This window comes from Brotaphodocola sp. (assembly GCF_050873365.1).
GTDB lineage: Bacteria > Bacillota > Clostridia > Lachnospirales > Lachnospiraceae > Brotaphodocola.
This window is the reverse complement of sequence record NZ_JBNMIQ010000012.1, coordinates 35,031-51,907: the sequence shown is the minus strand read 5'-3', so window position 1 is coordinate 51,907 and position 16,877 is coordinate 35,031. Positions and strand designations below refer to the sequence as shown.

General features: G+C 49.0%; 12 protein-coding genes and 2 tRNA genes. 8 read left to right on the top strand and 6 right to left on the bottom strand.

The annotated features are described in order from the left end of the window. The first annotated feature begins 1 nt into the window (after position 1). The 4 genes from glgB (at position 2) to ACR0QT_RS07765 (ending at position 6,284) form a co-directional block, all read left to right on the top strand. The gene (gene glgB / locus ACR0QT_RS07780; protein WP_432630256.1) at positions 2-1,927 is read left to right on the top strand and encodes a 1,4-alpha-glucan branching protein GlgB; all 1,926 of its coding nucleotides are present in this window, start codon (positions 2-4) and stop codon (positions 1,925-1,927) included. A gap of 257 nt (positions 1,928-2,184) precedes the next feature. Further along, the gene (locus tag ACR0QT_RS07775) at positions 2,185-2,937 is read left to right on the top strand and encodes a phosphotransferase family protein (protein ID WP_432630255.1); all 753 of its coding nucleotides are present in this window, start codon (positions 2,185-2,187) and stop codon (positions 2,935-2,937) included. Positions 2,938-3,236: 299 nt separating this feature from the next. Continuing rightward, positions 3,237-3,932, top strand: a complete 696-nt coding sequence (locus ACR0QT_RS07770) for a response regulator transcription factor (RefSeq protein ID WP_308450251.1) — start codon at positions 3,237-3,239, stop codon at positions 3,930-3,932. Positions 3,933-3,977: 45 nt separating this feature from the next. Beyond that, the gene (locus ACR0QT_RS07765; protein ID WP_432630254.1) at positions 3,978-6,284 is read left to right on the top strand and encodes a sensor histidine kinase; all 2,307 of its coding nucleotides are present in this window, start codon (positions 3,978-3,980) and stop codon (positions 6,282-6,284) included. A 96-nt stretch (positions 6,285-6,380) separates the two neighbouring features. On the opposite strand, the gene ACR0QT_RS07760 is transcribed toward ACR0QT_RS07765, so the two are convergent. The 6 genes from ACR0QT_RS07760 to trmB all read right to left on the bottom strand — a co-directional run bounded on the left by ACR0QT_RS07760 (position 6,381) and on the right by trmB (position 11,823). Beyond that, the gene (locus tag ACR0QT_RS07760) at positions 6,381-7,988 is read right to left on the bottom strand and encodes a peptidoglycan-binding protein (protein WP_432630253.1); all 1,608 of its coding nucleotides are present in this window, start codon (positions 7,986-7,988) and stop codon (positions 6,381-6,383) included. Positions 7,989-8,517: 529 nt separating this feature from the next. Then, a complete protein-coding gene (locus tag ACR0QT_RS07755; RefSeq protein WP_432630252.1) occupies positions 8,518-9,852 on the bottom strand; it encodes a CitMHS family transporter in 1,335 nt (444 codons plus the stop codon). Positions 9,853-10,092: 240 nt separating this feature from the next. Continuing rightward, positions 10,093-10,165: transfer RNA gene (locus tag ACR0QT_RS07750), tRNA-Lys, on the bottom strand. 186 nt (positions 10,166-10,351) lie between these two features. Then, positions 10,352-10,424, bottom strand: a tRNA-Lys gene (locus ACR0QT_RS07745). Positions 10,425-10,614: 190 nt separating this feature from the next. Continuing rightward, a complete protein-coding gene (trxA, locus tag ACR0QT_RS07740; RefSeq protein WP_432630251.1) occupies positions 10,615-10,929 on the bottom strand; it encodes a thioredoxin in 315 nt (104 codons plus the stop codon). A 258-nt stretch (positions 10,930-11,187) separates the two neighbouring features. Beyond that, positions 11,188-11,823 (bottom strand): tRNA (guanosine(46)-N7)-methyltransferase TrmB, encoded by a 636-nt coding sequence (gene trmB, locus ACR0QT_RS07735; protein ID WP_177978361.1) that lies wholly within the window; start codon positions 11,821-11,823, stop codon positions 11,188-11,190. 355 nt (positions 11,824-12,178) lie between these two features. On the opposite strand from trmB, the gene ACR0QT_RS07730 reads away from it, so the two are divergent. The 4 genes from ACR0QT_RS07730 to ACR0QT_RS07715 all read left to right on the top strand — a co-directional run bounded on the left by ACR0QT_RS07730 (position 12,179) and on the right by ACR0QT_RS07715 (position 16,815). Beyond that, entirely contained in the window at positions 12,179-13,045 is an 867-nt protein-coding gene (locus ACR0QT_RS07730; protein WP_432630250.1) for an SH3 domain-containing protein, read from the top strand. 459 nt (positions 13,046-13,504) lie between these two features. Beyond that, on the top strand, positions 13,505-13,816 hold the full coding sequence (locus ACR0QT_RS07725) for an ATPase (RefSeq protein WP_432630249.1): 312 nt from the start codon (positions 13,505-13,507) through the stop codon (positions 13,814-13,816). Between the two features lie 4 nt (positions 13,817-13,820). Beyond that, the gene (locus tag ACR0QT_RS07720) at positions 13,821-14,864 is read left to right on the top strand and encodes a V0D/AC39 family V-type ATPase subunit (protein WP_432630248.1); all 1,044 of its coding nucleotides are present in this window, start codon (positions 13,821-13,823) and stop codon (positions 14,862-14,864) included. A gap of 13 nt (positions 14,865-14,877) precedes the next feature. Then, positions 14,878-16,815: a V-type ATP synthase subunit I gene (locus ACR0QT_RS07715; protein WP_432630247.1), complete on the top strand. Its 1,938-nt coding sequence runs from the start codon at positions 14,878-14,880 to the stop codon at positions 16,813-16,815. The last annotated feature ends 62 nt before the right edge of the window (positions 16,816-16,877 follow it).

The following is a 16,877-nucleotide window of genomic DNA, read 5'->3' as shown; positions in this document are numbered from 1 at the left end:
TATGGCTGGCAAAGCTGTCAAAGATAAGAAAAAACAGGCAGGTATCGGTATCATCACAGAAGGAGACCGCTATCTGTTCGGCGAGGGCACCCACTACGAAATTTATAAGAAGATGGGCGCTCATCCCGCCACAGTGAATGGAAAGAAAGGCATGTACTTTGCAGTCTGGGCACCTCACGCCGTTCAGGTCAGTGTCGTCGGTGACTTCAACAACTGGGACCCGGATGCAAACCCGATGGAAGTGCTTGAGACTTCCGGCATCTATGAGACCTTCGTCCCGGGACTCGGCACGGGCGAACTCTATAAATTCACGATCACGACAAATACCGGCAAGCTCCTGTTCAAGGCAGATCCGTTTGCTCAGTATGCGGAGTATCGCCCGGGAACTGCCTCGATCACCGCAGATCCATCATTCAAGTGGAATGACGATACCTGGATGGAGCACAGAAAAGAAGTCAATCCGCGCGAACAGCCGATCAGCATCTACGAGGTACATATCGGTTCCTGGAAGCGCAAAGACCGCGAGGAAAAAGATGGATTTTACACTTACCGCGAGATGGCAGAGGAGCTTGCTGCCTACGTTCACGAGATGGGCTACACTCATGTCGAGCTGATGGGAATCGCCGAGCACCCGTTTGACGGCTCCTGGGGCTATCAGGTCACCGGCTACTACGCTCCGACCTCCCGCTACGGCAAGCCGGAAGACTTCATGTATTTCGTCAACTACCTGCACAAGAAGGGCATCGGCGTCATCCTCGACTGGGTTCCGGCTCATTTCCCGAAGGACGCTCACGGACTCGCTGATTTCGACGGTCAGGCACTGTATGAATATGCAGACCCGAGAAAGGGCGAACACCCTGACTGGGGCACAAAAGTCTTCAACTACGGCTGTCATGAGGTTTCCAACTTCCTGATCGCAAACGCCCTCTACTGGCTCCACGAGTACCATGTCGACGGTCTGCGTGTCGATGCCGTTGCCTCAATGCTCTATCTCGACTACGGTCGTCAGGACGGACAGTGGGTTCCGAACGAGTACGGTGGCAACCAGAACCTCGACGCGATCGAATTCTTCCGCCACTTAAACAGCATCATCGACCGCAGAGAGCACGGCGCAATGGTGATCGCGGAGGAGTCTACCGCTTGGCCTCTCGTGACCCACGATCCGAAGATCGGCGGTCTCGGCTTCACCTTCAAGTGGAATATGGGCTGGATGCACGACTTCCTCGAGTACATGAAACTCGATCCGTACTTCCGCAAATTCAACCACAACAAGATGACGTTTGGTCTGACCTACTTCAACAGCGAGAACTTCATTCTGGTACTCTCCCACGACGAGGTTGTCCACCTGAAATGCTCGATGATCAACAAGATGCCGGGATCTCTTGAGGATAAGTTCAAAAACCTCAAAGCCGGTTACACCTTCATGCTCGGACACCCGGGCAAGAAACTTCTGTTCATGGGACAGGACTTCGGTCAGCTCCACGAGTGGGATGAGAAAGTCAGCTTAAACTGGGAAGAGACAGAAGATCCGCTCCACAAGGATCTTCAGAACTACGTCAAAGATTTGTTACATATTTATCAAAAATATCCGTCTCTCTCCGAGGCAGATGACGACTGGGATGGCTTCCAGTGGATCAATGCAAACGACGGCGACCGGAGCATTTTCAGCTTCGTGCGTTACAGCCGTGACCACAAAAAGAGTCTCCTCTTCGTCTGCAACTTCACTCCTGTCGCACGCCCGGATTACCGCGTCGGTGTCCCGAAACGTGGCAACTACACGCTTTTGCTTGACAGTGAGCATGGCATGTACAAATCTCCGCAGAAACCGCCGGTTCTGCGCGCACAGAAAAAAGAATGCGACGGTCAGCCATACTCCGTAGCCCTTCCGCTTCCGGCATACGGAACCGCTATTTTACGTTTCACCTAAACAAAAGCGGATATTTTCTGACATTACCTGACGGGTAACGTTTTTCAGGTTTGAAATTTCGTTAAAAAATTATCAAAAAGTAGATGACATTCTGAACGGTTTGTAGTAAAATGATATCGGCTGATTGAATAATTACCAAGACGGTAACGTGTACGCTTGGAATCTCTCTCTGCCCGCTCCTGAGAGGGGAGTGTTATCCTCAGAAGCAAAAGCGTGAGAAGGACCAAGGTGCATGAGTGGAGAAAGGAGAGTTTCGTATGGCAAAAGAATTAGTATCCAGTAACGCAACCAAACGTGTTTACCGCGATGGCGACAAGGCGATTAAGGAATTCTGTAAGGGATTCCCGAAAGCAGAAGTTCTGAACGAAGCTTTGATCAGTGCCAGAGTTGAGGAAATCGGGGGAATCAATCTTCCTGCTACTCTGGCGGTATCCGTTGACGAGAACGGTTGCTGGTCCATCACAAGAGATTTTGTTGAGGGCAAGACCCTTCAGCAGTTGATGGAAGAGAACCCGGACAAGATGGACGAATACCTGAATCAGATGGTTGACTTACAGCTCTTGATTCATTCCAAGACCTGCCCTCTGCTGAACAAGTTGAAAGACAAGATGACACGGCAGATTTCTGAGATGGATGAACTGAACGCAGTCAACCGCTATGATCTTCTTACCCGGCTGGACAGCATGCCGAAGCACACCAAGCTGTGCCACGGTGATTTCCAGCCAAACAACATCCTCGTAAAAGAGGACGGCACGATGTATGTGCTCGACTGGGTTCATGCAACCCAGGGTAACGCAAGTGCCGATGTAGCAAGAACTTACCTGCTGTTCTGCCTGAAGGATCAGGGCATTGCTGACAAGTACATGGACCTGTTCTGCGAAAAGACAGGCACGGACCGCCGGTATGTACAGCAGTGGTTACCTCTGGTAGCAGCTGCACAGCTTACCAAGAAACGTCCGGAGGAATCCGAACTGCTTCACCGTTGGCTGAACGTCTGCGATTATTCATAAAGCCACATTCGGGGACGCAAAGGGCAGGTTCTCTGCCTGATGTCCGATCCGAAACTTTGGAAAGCTCACGCTGGGATCTAATCCTGGCAGACTTTCTCACCGAAGGGCGGGGGATTTCCCCCGTCCTTTTTCTTTTCCTGCCCCAATGTATTTTATGGTTAAGGGAATGTACCCAAGCATATTCTTTTTTGTGAATCGTGATTGCGACAAAATTTAATTTGCGTTATACTGATTCGTGAATCCCCCTAAAAGGAGGGTTGTGAATCCCACAAAAGGGATTGCAGATTGGAGGAACTTTTATGCAGAGAATTCTAGTATGTGATGACGATAAACAGATCGTCGATGCGATAGATATTTATTTGAGCGGGGAGGGCTTTGAGGTCGTCAAAGCCTATGACGGCTATGAAGCCCTCGAGATCCTCGACAAACAGCACATTGATCTGATGATCATCGATGTGATGATGCCGGGGCTTGATGGAATCCGCACAACGCGCAAGGTGCGCGAGACGAGCAGTATCCCGATCATCATCCTCTCCGCAAAATCCGAGGACACCGACAAGATTCTCGGACTGAATATCGGAGCAGATGACTATCTCTCAAAACCGTTCAACCCGCTTGAGCTTGTCGCCCGCGTCAAGTCCCAGCTTCGCCGTTACACTCAGCTTGGCAACCTCGCTCAGCAGACGAGCGACCAGGTTTACAAGTGTGGTGGTCTTGTGATCAACGATGACACAAAGGAAGTCTGGGTCGACGAGGAACCGATCAAGCTGACTCCGATTGAATACAATATCCTTCTGCTCCTCGTCAAGAATGCCGGAAAGGTATTCTCGATCGACGAGATCTATGAGCAGATCTGGAATGAGGAGGCAATCGGCGCAGACAACACCGTCGCCGTACATATCCGCCACATCCGTGAGAAAATCGAGATCAACCCGCGCGAACCGCGTTACTTAAAAGTCGTGTGGGGCGTCGGCTACAAGGTTGAGAAACAGTAAGGACGGGACGGTGTTGAAAATCGGATGATATGGAAGAATTGTTCTATGAGAATCAAAAAGAATTTTGCCGTTGTCCTTCACATTATCTTTCTGCTGACCGTAGTCGCAGGTATCAGCATCATGTACCTGCACTCTCAGATTGGCGCAGGCATTGGATGGATCTCGGACAACCATTATGAGGACTCAGAAGCCTTTCAAAAACAATTTCAGAGCGACATTGATCACATTTTAAAATACTCCGCCTACCGCGATGTCTTTGAGTCTGACGGAAGTCTCGATCTGTCGAAGCAAATGTTTTCCGTCTCGCGCGGAGACTCTCCGGAGGTTATCTACACACTTGAGGAGGTTCTTCGATACGCAAAGAGTCAGGGGTTCTACCTGAATGAACAGTTTGAGGTCGTCAATGATACCTTCATCTACGACAATGCCTCGACCGCTCGCGATCAATATGTCAACTGGAGAGCCTACGACCCGAACGCAATTCTCAAGGAACCGGGCGATGCCTACACCTCGCTCCTTGATCTGTGCCGGGAGGTTTTAAACTGTCTGAGCGAGTACTACACGGTTCACTACCGGATGCTCGTGAACCCGTCGAATTTCTACTTTAAGATCGTCTACCAGGATGAGGATCAGACAGAGCCGGACGCGATTTTCTCCAATACCGGCAACATGACGATCGATGAGATGAAGGAACTCGGACGCTACTGCTATCTGACAAGCGATTCAATTTTTATTGAAACGAACTTGAGCGAGATCCCGCAGAATATCACGGTCTCAATGGAAGACAACAATTTCTATGACGCAGACAGCTATTACATTATTGCGGGAGTCGACACGACCTACTCTGCCGAGGATGTCTACGCCGATCAGGCAAACGACTACCAGTTGCTTCGCAGTCACTTCCTGGAGGGACTTGCTGCCCTGCTGATCGGAATTCTCGGTTGCATCGTGACACTCTACTACCTGATTCTCGTCTCCGGCTACAAGACAGAGGAGCGCATCAATCCGTATCTTCACGGCTTTGACATGATCACGACAGAGAGCTGTATCGCGATGACGGCACTCAGCACAATGTTTGCCCTGTTCCTCGGGGAGAAAATCATTTACCGGTTGATTCACCTGCTCGTCATCGAATCAGAGTGGGATTATGCAGAAAGGATCGTGCGGGCACTGATTGTCTACGGTTGCTGCATGACCGGCGCCTTCAGCCTTCTGCGCCGTTACAAGAGCCGACAGCTCTGGGAAAACAGCGTCGTCCATCATGTCACGCAGAATATTCAGACTTATTTTGCAAACGGAACATTTTCCAAGCGTCTCGCCTGCCTCTACGGTGGATTTATCTCTGTTCAGGTTGTCGGTCTCGGACTGATCGGCGTTTGTCTTCGCTTCTGGAACTACCCGATCGCCAAGGCAGGAGCGATTCTTCTGACTGCAGGGCTGATCACGGTTGATTATCTCGCGTTCCACCGGCTCTACCTCTCGTCAACACAGGAAGATCGGATTGCCGACGCGATCTCGATGATTGCAAGCGGGGACACCGGATACCAGATGGATCTTGACGGACTCTCGGGCAAGGAGCTCGGTCTCGGAAAAATGATCAACAGCATCGGAACCGGTCTTGAGCAGGCACTCAAAGAACAGCTCAAGAGCGAGCGAATGAAGACCGACCTGATCACGAATGTCTCCCACGACATCAAGACTCCGCTGACCTCGATCATCAGCTATGTCGATCTGCTCAAGCGCGAAAATCTGCCGGGCGAGAAAGTTCAGGAGTACTTAAAGATTCTGGACCAGAAATCACAGCGCTTAAAGAATCTGACTGAGGATCTCGTCGAGGTCTCCAAGGCAAGCTCCGGCAACCTCAAGCTGGATATGACGACGATCAATTTCGTCGAGATGATCTGGCAGACAAACGGAGAATTTGAGGAAAAATTTGAGACCCGCCACCTAGAGCTCGTCTCCAACCTGCCGGATGAATCGATTCTGATCCGTGCCGACGGGCGCAGACTGTGGAGAGTTCTCGAGAACCTCTACAACAACACGTTTAAATATGCGATGGAGCACAGCCGTGTATACACCGACATCGCCAAAGTCGACAATATGGTTTACTTCACGATCAAGAATGTGTCCGAAAATCCGCTGAACTTTCAGGCGGATGAGCTGACCGAGCGTTTTGTGCGCGGGGATGTCTCGCGTGCGACCGAGGGAAGCGGTCTCGGACTCTCGATCGCAAAGAGCCTCACAAAGCTCCAGAAAGGCACGTTTGAGATCATCATCGACGGCGATCTCTTCAAAGTCCGTGTCGGTTTCCCTGTCGTGGAAAAGGAAAAAGAGAAAGAAAAATCCGAATAGGAAAAAGAAAGAAAGAGCCAATCACTTTTTGTAAAAAAATCGCTCAGACATATGCCATATGGTCTGAGCGATTTTTTATTTATCTGATGATTTATGTTATCCGAAAATTCTCCATCCAACGATGAAGTTCTTTGCCCACCAGGAACTCAAAGAACGGTGAACGACCTTTCCGTTACCGGAGGAGGCATCGATTACTGTACCGCCACCTGCGACGATTCCGACATGACCGCTTACCACGACGATATCACCGGCTCTCAGATTTGAGAAACTGCTGATTCTCGTGTAACGACCGACACTTCTCCAACCGGAGGAAGTGATGTAACTCTGGCGCACACCGACCTGATTTAAGCACCAGTAGACGAAACCGGAACAGTCAAATGTGTTCGGTCCCTTTGCTCCCCAGACGTAACGGCTTCCGAGTTTCGAGCTTGCAACTGAGATCAGAGCGCTTGCTCCTCCGCTTGCAGATCCGGTGTTGACCGATCCACTGCTTCCCTTGCTTCCAGAATTTCCCTTTGCGACAGAAGTCTTGTTTCCGCTTGAAGAGTTTTTCTTTCCTCCGGAAGTTCTCGCCGGAGCCTTTCTCGCATCACTCGACGTCAGCTTTGCCATCGTCTGCATGCCGACCTGACCATCCGGGCTAAGTCCATTCGTATTCTGGAAGAGCTTGACTGCATCCTCCGTCATCTCTCCGTAATATCCCGTCACGTTTCCGGAATTCAGATAACCCAGCTTGCTAAGAAGTGTCTGCACTCTCGAGATATTGTCACCGCTGTCTCCGATGCTGAGTGCATTCGGAACGGCAGTCGAACTGTTCAGAGCGATTCTCGTCGACGGTCCAAGATAACCATCCACGATCTGATCGTTTCTCGACTGGAACTGCTTGACAGCAACCGTCGTGTCATATCCGTAAGTACCATCCGGATCGGTCGTCAGATAGCCGAGCTCCTTCAGTCTCTTCTGTGCTGCGAGAACCACCTCACTCTGCTCGCCGTAGGAAAGCATATTCGGCTTCACCTCATCGCTGTACAGAAGGTTCATCGTCTTTCGTCCGACTTTACCATCCTGATCCAGACCATTGACACTCTGCATCTTCTTTACCGCATTCTCGGTGCTCTCATCAAAGTTTCCCGAAACCTGCTCTGCCTGAGCCAGATAGCCGAGCTCATAGAGACGGCTTTGAATCCGGCTGATATCGTCACCGACATCTCCCGGCTGAGCAGCGTAATATTTTGCATCCGGAGAGAACACAGCCGCCAGCGTATCCGGTCCGACGATGCCATCCTGTGCCAGATGATTCTGACGCTGATAGATCTTGATCGCGCTCTGTGTCACCTCGCCGTAATAATCGGTCGGCTCATCGTTGTCCATGAATCCTAAATCCATCAATCTCTGCTGTAATTTTTCCACAATCGGATGCTGTTCTCCGATGCGCAGATAATCCGGAATCGGATCCGTGTACTCGGCATCTACTCCCGCCACTGACGGCAGAAGCGGTCCATCCGGAGAAAGTGCCATCACAGTCTCATCCGCTGCCGTCTGAGGCAGGGTCTCGTCCGTCAGAACCAGCTCCGTCTCAGCGGACGCATCGGCAGATTTTCCATTTGCCTGACATCCTGCCAGTAAGGCTCCGGTCAGAAATACGGCTCCAAACCGGCATGCTCCACTCATCCATCGTTTGTATCGCTTGTATTTTCCTGTCATAAATATAAACAGTCCCTCGCTTCCTTTTCTCAACGGTTTCTCGTTACAATTCAAAAAAATTTCTATCCATGTACCGCAACCGTTTCTTCCTGTAACCTGCACGCACCCGTCTATTTATCTTTCGTCTGTCCGCATGTTTACGCCCTCGCCCTGTTGCTCATTCTGGCGATCTTCTCAAACGAGTGCAAGAAATCTCATCTATTTTATCACATTCCGATTTTGCTTTCAATGTACGAAATTCTTATAAAAAAATTAAATAGGAGGTAAAAAAACATCCCCCTGACCAATTTCCCGTGCGGTGGAGAAACGGTCAGAAGGATGTCTCGTAAAGCGCTTATGATCTTTATGGATGCGCAGTGTTTTTGATGGTAAGATGTCAGCAAAACTGACCAAAATCACGCGCCAAGTCGATGTTTGCGTCGACTTGAAAAAAATATAAATAACTGTCTCTGTCGAAAATGTTTGTTTTTCCAATCCGGATTCTTGGGGAGAAGTCCGGATTGTGTGGGGAAAAGGTAAAACTGATTGCTTAAATCGTCAAGACTCCGAGGATCAGACCTGCCACCATGCAGACCAGACTCACGCCCCAGATCCAGAAGAAGCTCGTCTTGATGTGATCCTTGATCTCAACTCCGGCAAGGCCGACACCGAGGAAGGTAGCCGGTACAACCGGGCTGATGAAGGTTGCACAGTTTCTGCACACAACCATCGTGATTGCTGTATGAATCGGATCTACGCCGAACTGGTTTCCCACTCCGATGAGTACCGGAAGCAGTCCGTAGAAGTAGGAATCCGTACAGAACATCAGCGTCAGCGGAACGGACAGAACACCTACAAACAACGGCAGGAAGCGTCCCATAGACTGCGGAATGAATGCTGCCAGAATCGTTGCCATGTGGTTCATGATCTCGCTCTCCTCCATGACACCGAGGAAAACACCTGCTGCCAGAATCGTGGAAGCCATCGTCAGAGCCGGACCGGCATGGGACTTGATGATCTTACCCTGCAACTTTGCGCCCGGGTAGTTTACAAGAAGGGCAACCACACAGCCGACCATGAAGATGTAGTAAGCCGGAACCTTTAACAGGATCAGAGCTACAATAATCAGAAGCGTCCAGATCAGGTTCACTGCAAACAGCTTCGGTCTTGCAAGATCGGTCTTGCTCGCACCGCTTCCTGCCTCTTCCATATCACCGTACTCAACCTCAAGTGTGCTGTTCTCGCCTGCACCGCGCTTCTTCTCAACTGTACCCCAGAAGAATGCAGTCAGCAGGGCAATCACCATTCCGACAGCCTGCATCGGCAGAATGTGCATCCAAAGCAGGTTGGAGTCCATGCTCAGAACAGATGCTGCACGCATCGTCGGACCGCCCCACGGCATCAGGTTCATAACACCCATTGCGGTGACACAGATCAGAAGCAGGGTCGTCGGACGCATTTTCAGTTTCTTATAAACCGGCAACATTGCCGGGATCGTAATCAGGAAGGTTGCTGCGCCGCTTCCGTCAAGATGAGCGATCATTGCGATAATGCAGGTCATCATAGCGACACCCACTACATTATTGCCTACTCTCTTTAACAGGGCGCCGATGATGACATCGAACATTCCCGCGTCGGACATAATTCCAAAAAACAATACCGAAAAGATAAAAAGTGCTGCGGTAGAATGAACACCTTTTACTCCGGCAGAAACAAAATCTCCCATCTCGCTGACTGAATACGTTCCTGTAAGAACCAGAATCAGCGCCGTCACTGTGGATACCCCGATAAATGCAATCGCCGGAACGGTCACATTTCTTAATAACAGCACAATGATCGCAATGATGGTTGCAAACCCCAGCAGGGCAAGCATCTGCTCACTCATGATACTCCTCCTTTGAACATCGCTACATCATTAATAAATTAACAATGTTTATTCTACGATACAATTCTTACAGGAGTACCATCTTCGCCTTACAAACTGTTCAGTTTCCCCTTAATGTTTATTAAGATTCCCGGAAAATCCTCCATTTGGATTTCTGAGCATACTGGGGCGCAACTTTCTATGAAACAAAAAAAATCCGAACACCTTCTCTACCGAAAATGCTCGAACCTTTTCTTCTAGTGCGCCTTCAGGGACTCGAACCCTGGACAAATAGATTAAGAGTCTACTGCTCTACCAACTGAGCTAAAGGCGCATATTCTGTTTTCTGTTATTGTGCTGTCTCACAAGCACGAGTGTTATTCTATCGCAGTTTTTCACTTTTGTCAACAGTTTTTTTGATTTTTTTAATTTTTTATTTTAAACCCAATTTTGAGTGAATTTTGCAAAATAAAAAGCACCAACCCCACAGCTCTCTGTCTGCAAAACCAGTGCTCTCGCGTGCGCCTTCAGGGACTCGAACCCTGGACAAATAGATTAAGAGTCTACTGCTCTACCAACTGAGCTAAAGGCGCATTCCTTATTCTGTTCGTACTGATGAAGTGTTTACCTCAACAGCACGAACATTATAATACCGCAACTTCCGACAAATGTCAACAGTTTTTTTGAAATTTTTTCAAGTCGATGCTTGCGTCGACTTGGCGCGTGATTTTGGTCAGCTCTGCTGACATCTTCCTATCAAAATCACTGCGCATCCATGCAAAGCTATGCTTCCTGAATCAGGCGCTCGATCACTTCTTTTGGCTGTACGCCGACGAGCTTTCCGGCAACCTCACCATTCTTAAATGCGATCAGCGTCGGAATCGACATCACACCGTAGCGAACTGCGATCTCCTCATTCTCATCCACATTGAGCTTTCCTACAACCGCGCGGTCTGCATACTCCTCAGCGATCTGTGCCACAACCGGGGCAACCATCCGGCACGGTCCGCACCAGTCTGCATAGAAGTCCACCAGAACCACTTTATCGGATGCCAGAACCTCTGTGCCGAAATTTTCCGTCGTAAATTTTTTCTCCATAGCGTTTCTCCTTCTCTATTTATTTTTTCCACATTTCCCGCGATTTATGCACGCATCCACTTCTTTCATACATTTCGCAAGATGAAGAAGTTTTCGGTTCAAATCAATCTTGTCGCAACAACTGCATTGCAGGCTTCGCACAATCTTGTCTCTCAGACACATGGCTTCTCTTCCTATTCTTAAATCTATCAGGTTTCGCCCTATCTTATGCGCTCTGCCTTTCATGATGCACGAATCTGCACAAATATGCACGAAGAACTATCTGCTCGCGATCAGTTTGCAGATCGGGTTTCCCATTGAGGAGAACTTGACCTCATACTCGGTCATGACATTTCCCTCAGCCATCTCGCTGTGGTGCAGATCGCGCGTGTACGCGTCAATCTTCCAGCCTGCCTCCGGGATCGACTCGAGGGAGTAGGTGAACAGATCCTGATTGTCCGTCTTGAACTCCACAGTTCCGTCCTTTCTCAGAATCTGATCATAGACTTTCATGAACTCCGGGGAAGTCAGACGTCTCTTCGCATGGCGATCCTTCGGCCACGGATCGGAGAAGTTTAAATAAATCCGCTCTACCTCCTCCGGCGCAAAGATCTCCGACAGTCCCTTCGCATCCACACACATAAAATAAATATTGGAAAGTTCCAGCTGTTCTCTCTTCTGGATCGCTCTCAGAAGAACACTGGAATATCGTTCAATTCCGATGAAATTGATCTCCGGATGACGTGTCGCAAGCTCCATCAGGAACTGACCTTTTCCCATTCCAACCTCAATACGGATCGGATGATCATTTCCAAACAGTTCATGAAAATGACCTCTGTGCTGTTCCGGCTCCTGAATCACAAACGGGCTGGTCGCAATCGTCTCCTCCGCCCCCTGAATATGGCGCAATCTCATATTTTCTTTTTCCTCCAAAACTGATTTACAGCACAAACCGCTGTTCCTTCATTCTAGCAGACTTCCCGACCATTGTCGACACATAACCTGCTAAATATCAACTATTTCTGAATAAAACTGTTTCCACTTCTTCCTGCGTTACAAAAACGATTTCATGCGTCGCAAAAACGGTAACAGCGATAATCCTCGCCCAAAATCTCCGAAACAGATCTCACGATTTTTAGGTGTACATGAGACCGGAAATTATAGTATAATGAAGGTGACCACAAAAGTACTTTGCGGTTATCAAAAAAGATATCATCCTGCATGTACAGTTGTTTTTTCGCTGTACTGCTTATACAAAGGAGGACGGCCTATGGGAACAAATTCAAATATCAACTGGGAAAAAATCCAGCAGGGCGTAAATGAAGTAGAACGGCTGATTGGTCAGAAGGAATACAATTCCGCGATGATCACAGCACGTCAGACTCTTGAGCTTATGGTCAGACTTCAGATGGAACGCGCTGACATCGTGACTGGAAGCAGTGATTTGATGAGCATGATCGACTGCCTGTACAAGAATCGCTGGATCAGCAAAGCCACCTGCGAGCGCTACCACAAGATTCGCATGATCGGCAACAAAGCTGTCCATGACGGGGACAACAACGCATACAGCGCCAATCAGGCATACCACGAACTCTCTCAGGAAGTCTACACCTTTGCCAATGACTATCGCAATGCACAGAAGGGTGTTCGACCCGCTCCCGCACGTCAGCCTGCCACCCGTCAGAACCGACCGGCGCGAAGCACCGCATCGGCAGGTGCCGAGTCGTCCAAGAGAAGCAGAAAGCAGAAAGGCATCACCTTCACTGGGGCCGATCTTCTCAAACTTCTGATCCCGATCGTCTGCATCGCACTCCTCTTCGCTGTCATCAAGATTGTGCGTCCGAACTCTGACACAGGAAAGAAGAAGACAACCGCTCCGATAACGACAGAAGCAGTCACCAGCGCAGATTCCACGGACGAGACGGATTCCGCTGAGACGGCTCCGGAAGTCATCTACCGCACCACGAGCAATCTGAACGTGCGCTCCCGCCCCAGCACGGACGGCGACAAGATCGGTCAGCTCTCCGCCGGCTCCGCGATTGAGTATATCGGCGACAGCGATGACGGCGCCTGGGCGAAGATCAACTACAACGGTCAGGAAGGCTATGTCTCCAAAGAATATCTGACTGCGGAGTAGCCATTTTCTTTACAGGATACAGCACAGTTTCTGCTGTATCCTGTTTTTTTGCCTTCCAATTTTATTTTTCCCACCGATCTCAATTCCCGTACTTGTTTCTTTTTATGCACTTTTTTATTTTTGTATCCATTATTTCTAATTCTGTATATGTTCCATGAAAAATGCTCCCATGCTCCCTCTATATTTTGTGCACAATGTTGTAAAAACTTTGTTAAAATTTTATTCTTGTTGCATTTTTGCTCTGGCTTTTTTTTGTAAAAGGTGTATGATGATACAGGAAAGACCTATTAAGTCAGAGCCTATTGTAATTATAGGTCGAAACTTATAGATCTTTTTCTTTCTCTCTCCGGATTTTTCCGTTCTGTTCGATTATGAGCCCATTTTTGATTTCTGGGACTCCGTTTTCGAGCTGAGCTGAAACAATTTCCGGACAGACATAAACAGACAAGGAGGAACGCGATGGATAAGGTTATCAAAAAGATTTCGGAAATCGAGGCAACCGCTTCATCCGTCATGGAAGATGCCAATGAACGCAAAAAGGCATTTGCCAAGGAAATGGAAGAAAAGACTGCCGAATTTGATCGAAATTTGGATGCACAGACAGAAGAAAAAATCCATGAGCTTCAACATCAGATGGAAATTGAGATGAATTCCAAGTTGTCAAAGCAAAAATCGGATGCAGATGCACTTCTTGCGCGGATGCAGACGAACTACGACAATCACCATCGGACTTATGTCCGAAAACTATTTGAGCAGTTGGTAAAGGAGTGATGGTATGAGCCTTCTGACTTACAGTGGAATCACAACCAAAGTAAGAGCCATGCAAAGCCGTCTGCTCTCAGAGGAACAGTTTCATGAGATGGCAGGACTTGAGGATGTCCGCAGTGCTGCCGACTATCTGAAACAGCTCCCCACCTACGCGGAGATCTTTGCGGGTGTAGATGATTCCAACTTGCACCGCGGTCACATCGAACAACTGCTCACGCTGTCCGAATACCGGGACTTTGCAAAACTTTACCGCTTTTCCAATCTCCCACAGCGCAGATTTCTGGATCTCTACTTCATGCACTACGAGATCAATATCATCAAGCGAATTCTCAGGCACGTCATGGGACATCAGGAAGCTGTCCTTGATCTCTCGATGTTTCAGGAATTCTTTGATCGCCATTCCAACATTGATCTGCCTGCACTTGCACAGTCAGAAAATCTGGAGGACTTTCTCTCACGGCTGAAAGGTTCCCCTTACTACGAGTTTCTGTCTGAGCTGGCTTCCAGAGAAACCTGCACAATGTTCGACCTTGAGATGAATCTGGATCTCTTTTATTTCCGGACACAGTGGAAGGTCAAGAACAAGATGCTCAGCCGTGAAGAACGTCACGCACTCGAACAGTGCTTCGGATGTCGACTCGATCTTCTGAATATTCAGTGGATTTACCGCGCGCGCCATTACTATCACCTGTCGCCGTCCGACATCTACGCACTTCTGATTCCGGTCAACTACAAGCTGAAACCGGATCAGATCCGTCATCTCGCGGAGTCCGCAGATAACGAGGAATTTTTCTCTGTCCTGCGCGAGACGTTTTACTGGAAGTTTCAGAAAGGCGAGATCACCGGAAAACCGGATATCGAGACGCTTTACCATCAGATCTGCAACCAGATCTATGCAAATGCAGGGCGCAGATATCCCTACTCCGTCGCGATTCTCGATTCCTATCTTTATTCAAAGGAACTGGAACTTCAAAAAATCATCACCACGCTCGAGGGCATCCGTTACCGGCTTGACGCCGGCGAGATTATCGCGCTGGTAGAGAAACAATAAGGGGGTCTTACCTGTGATAGAAAAAATGAAATTTCTGCGTATCACCGGTCCTAAGGCCGACATCGATCGCGTCATCGACCAGTATCTCTCCAAATATGAGATTCATCTGGAAAATGCGCTCTCCGAGCTCAAATCGGTGTCAGGACTGAGACCATATGTGGAAAGCAACCCATACAAGGGAGAACTTCAGACTGCCGTAGAACTTGCGACCGCCTTTCGTGACCCGCTTCCGGAACATCCCGCAAAGGATGTCACAATCGAGGAAGCTGTCCGGACTGTCCACACTCTTGACGAGAAGTTAAAAAAGCTCTCCTCCAAGAGGGAAACGCTCTTGAAAGAGCAGGACAGAATTCAGACATCGATCTCCAACATCATTCCGTTTACAGATCTGAATTACGAAGTCCGCGACATTCTGAATTTCAAGTATGTCCGCTTCCGTTTCGGACGCATGACGCATGAATATTACGAGAAATTCATGGCTTACGCTTACGACACGATCGACACCGTCGTTCACAAGTGTCAGGAGGATGCCGAGTATGTCTGGCTGATCTACTTCGTGCCGGATTCCGTTCACGAGAAGATCGACGCAATCTATGCCTCCCTGCATTTTGAGCGTTTCTTCCTGCCGGATGAGTACGAGGGAACACCGGTCGATGCGACGCACAGCCTCGAAAAACAGCTCGCCGACATTGACGAACAGCTTCGCAGTCTCGACAAACAGATCTCTGAGATTCTGGATTCTTATAAGGAAGATCTCGCCTCGGCGAAACATCGTCTCTCTGTGTATGCCTCGAACTTTGATGTCCGCAAGCTCGCCGCCTGCACGACAAACCACGATCACACCTTCTACATTCTGTGTGGATGGATGACCGAGGAGAATGCAAATGCATTCTGCAAGGAGATCGAGCAGGATGCTGACACCTTCTGTTTCCTTGAGGACAACCACGAAAACGTGATCAGCAAACCGCCGACAAAGCTGAAAAACCCGGGACTCTTCAAACCGTTTGAGATGTTCCTTCAGATGTACGGACTTCCGTCCTACGGGGAGATCGATCCTACGATTCTTCTCGGTGTCACCTACTCGATCCTCTTCGGATTCATGTTCGGAGATGTCGGTCAGGGACTCTGCCTTCTGATCGGAGGCTTCGTGCTCTACCGGACAAAGAAGATGAACCTCGCTGCGATCATCTCCTGCTGTGGAATCTTTTCGACGATCTTTGGATTCCTCTTCGGAAGCGTCTTCGGTTTTGAGAACATCATTGAACCTCTTTGGTTGAGACCAAAAGAAGCGATGACGAAACTTCCGTTTATCGGAAACTTAAACACCGTCTTCGTCGTTGCAATCGCACTCGGAATGGGAATCATCCTGCTGACCATGATTTTAAACATCGTCAACAGCCTGCGCTCCCACGATCCGGAGAAGGCATATTTTGACAACAACGGAATCGCCGGCATCGTCTTTTACGGATCTGCGGTTCTCACGATTGTCCTCTACATGACCGGACAGACTCTCCCGGCAACCGGAATTCTGCTCGTTATGTTTATCCTCCCTCTGCTGATTATCTTTTTCAAAGAACCGCTGACCGCAGTTCTGGAGAAAAAAGCAAAAGTCATGCCGGATGAAAAGGGCATGTTCTTTGTACAGGGATTTTTTGAAATGTTTGAATTGCTTTTAAGCTATTTTTCCAACACGCTTTCGTTTGTCCGTGTCGGCGCATTTGCAGTCAGCCATGCGGCAATGATGGAGGTGGTTCTGATGCTTGCAGGCGCTGAGTCGGGTGGAAATCCGAACTGGATCGTTGTCATCCTCGGAAACCTCTTCGTCTGCGGTATGGAGGGTCTGATCGTCGGAATTCAGGTGCTTCGTCTGGAGTACTACGAGCTGTTCAGCCGTTTCTACCGTGGAACGGGACGCGCGTTCAAGCCTTATGGGAAGTCGAAGGAAGCGTAATCGTTTTATTTGACTTATATAGACAGCTTCAACGCGACATATCCCAAAAATAATGCACGGCT

Excerpts from the sequence above, each read along its gene's own strand:
- glgB (WP_432630256.1), top strand. The coding sequence starts at position 2 with ATGGCTGGCAAAGCTGTCAAAGATAAGAAAAAACAGGCAGGTATCGGT.
- ACR0QT_RS07775 (WP_432630255.1), top strand. The coding sequence starts at position 2,185 with ATGGCAAAAGAATTAGTATCCAGTAACGCAACCAAACGTGTTTACCGC.
- ACR0QT_RS07770 (WP_308450251.1), top strand. The coding sequence starts at position 3,237 with ATGCAGAGAATTCTAGTATGTGATGACGATAAACAGATCGTCGATGCG.
- ACR0QT_RS07765 (WP_432630254.1), top strand. The coding sequence starts at position 3,978 with ATGAGAATCAAAAAGAATTTTGCCGTTGTCCTTCACATTATCTTTCTG.
- ACR0QT_RS07760 (WP_432630253.1), bottom strand. The coding sequence starts at position 7,988 with ATGACAGGAAAATACAAGCGATACAAACGATGGATGAGTGGAGCATGC.
- ACR0QT_RS07755 (WP_432630252.1), bottom strand. The coding sequence starts at position 9,852 with ATGAGTGAGCAGATGCTTGCCCTGCTGGGGTTTGCAACCATCATTGCG.
- trxA (WP_432630251.1), bottom strand. The coding sequence starts at position 10,929 with ATGGAGAAAAAATTTACGACGGAAAATTTCGGCACAGAGGTTCTGGCA.
- trmB (WP_177978361.1), bottom strand. The coding sequence starts at position 11,823 with ATGAGATTGCGCCATATTCAGGGGGCGGAGGAGACGATTGCGACCAGC.
- ACR0QT_RS07730 (WP_432630250.1), top strand. The coding sequence starts at position 12,179 with ATGGGAACAAATTCAAATATCAACTGGGAAAAAATCCAGCAGGGCGTA.
- ACR0QT_RS07725 (WP_432630249.1), top strand. The coding sequence starts at position 13,505 with ATGGATAAGGTTATCAAAAAGATTTCGGAAATCGAGGCAACCGCTTCA.
- ACR0QT_RS07720 (WP_432630248.1), top strand. The coding sequence starts at position 13,821 with ATGAGCCTTCTGACTTACAGTGGAATCACAACCAAAGTAAGAGCCATG.